The sequence below is a fragment of the Pseudomonas sp. 3296 genome (assembly GCF_031456615.1).
Taxonomy (GTDB): domain Bacteria; phylum Pseudomonadota; class Gammaproteobacteria; order Pseudomonadales; family Pseudomonadaceae; genus Aquipseudomonas; species Aquipseudomonas mucoides.
Window position 1 is genome coordinate 1 of sequence record NZ_JAVDUY010000028.1, and the last position, 1883, is coordinate 1883.

2 protein-coding genes are annotated in these 1883 nt (G+C 49.9%); both read right to left on the bottom strand.

Annotated elements, in window-relative coordinates:
* Positions 1-1612 (bottom strand): histidine kinase dimerization/phospho-acceptor domain-containing protein (locus J2X66_RS30115; RefSeq protein ID WP_310272368.1); only part of this gene is annotated, 1612 nt, incomplete at its 3' end.
* 93 nt (positions 1613-1705) lie between these two features.
* A complete protein-coding gene (locus J2X66_RS30425) occupies positions 1706-1882 on the bottom strand; it encodes a response regulator (RefSeq protein ID WP_405046825.1) in 177 nt (58 codons plus the stop codon).
* Position 1883: the final 1 nt, after the last annotated feature.

A 1883-nucleotide genomic window follows, 5' to 3' on the forward strand; every position in this document is an offset into this window, starting at 1 on the left:
GTTGCGGTAATAACGCAGTATTTGCTAGTAACTCCAGTGTGCCCAGTACGCCGTATAACGGGGTGCGAATCTCGTGACTCATCATCGCCAGGAATTTTGATTTGGCCGCATTTGCCTCGTCGGCCGCTTCTGCGACTGAGGCCTGTCTCAACTCTGCATTCCTGCGCTCATTGTCATCGCCAAACGAACAAAAAAGAGCAGGCTCGTCGTGATAGTTAACTTCGACCAAGTGGGCCAGAACACGCACGGGGCTCGCTGTATCTGGCGTTTGTGCATCAATTTCAAGGAGGCCGGCTTCAGTTGTTTCTTTGTCCGGTTTCATCAAAAAATACTCGCGCAGCCCCCAAAGCCGCCCATCGCGCTCAACTTCCATTGCTATCAGTTTTCGAGACTGTTCGTTCTGAATCAATATTTTGCCGTCGCTACGGCGCAATAGGCATAATCCCACCACAGAGCAGTCCATTATCACCTGGATCAAATGACGCGACTCAACCATTTCCCTTGAACTAAGCTGTGCCGGAACATGCGTCCGACGCCGTGCGCTTCTTGCTATCCAAACGATACAGGCCACTCCAGACACCAGCACACATAACGAGAAAAAAATAATTTTCCACTGTGTTAAAAACACCTTGCTTAGAGGAACACCATAAACAACACGCCACTGCGTGCTGGGGACATTAACAAATATTAGCAACCAAGTTCCATCGAGTTCGAAATTCATGGCAGAGGTACTCTTGGCGGACAACTCATGGGGCCTCAAGGCGCGTGTTCCCTCCAAGGCCGCGTCCATGAAAATCGGCTTTTCTGTGGAGTCAAACAACACCAGACTCATGCTGTTCTTCTGCAACCACTCCCGCCCTTCTAACTCTGATATCGGGACTTCACCCATCAAATACGATACAAGTCTTCCACGCAGATCATAAATGGGTGCATAACATGTAATAACCTGAACGCCATCCGCAGCCCGGGGATGTGCAGTGGTCCAAGCAGTGCCTTTATTGCCTTCCGCGTTATTGGTTAAATCAAGCTTGCCTTGAAAAAGCGGTGCCCTGGCTGACTCGATATAGTCAGCAAGTTCGATCGAATTCTGACGGGAGTCGCCTTTCCAGTCCTCGACCGTGTCAAATGGACTGAAAAGCAGTGTATCTTCTGCAGAAACCAACAATAGACGTCTGTTCTTATATTTTTCCTGCTCAAAAACACCCTCCATATTGGAAAGCATTTTTACTTGCCGAAAAAACTCATATTGCGTTTCCCTGGGGACTATTTTTTGTCCCCACAGAACAACCCCCTTTCCTCTCTCATTTACCCCTTCAACACCACTGCTCGTTCTGACCGGTAATTCAACCAGGTTATCCAGCCTGGATACATCGCTTCTCGTCACTGCATCTGACTGAAGTATCCGAGCTGTATTCTCGATAAAAAGCACTTCTGCATCTGCGCGTAAAACAAGAGCCCTGGTGTGCTCACGACTCCTGGTGCCGTATTCGCCAACCGCGTTGAGGAAAATACCGTAGAGATAGAATAAAAACAGAACACACAGTAGGAATGCTGCCAATGCGCTTGCGCAGCCTGACAATAGTTTAGAAAACTGAAATTGCCGCTTCTCCACTGTGCCCTCCTCAATGAGTATGACCTGATAGAACGTTGCTCCAAATCCTTGGCGTAGACAACTTTTCTCTGTCGTGCCTGGTGAGTCGCGCTGCTAGCGCAATCCTCCAACCCGCAGAAGCTCCCGCTTAAGTCCAGCCAAAGAAACGGGTTTGGCCAGATAGCCGTCCATGCCCACCTGCAAACAGCGCTCTCCTTCATCTGCCTGGGCATTGGCCGTTACCCCGACAATAGGCACTTTGACGCCCTCTGCGCGGAGTCGCCGGGTCAAC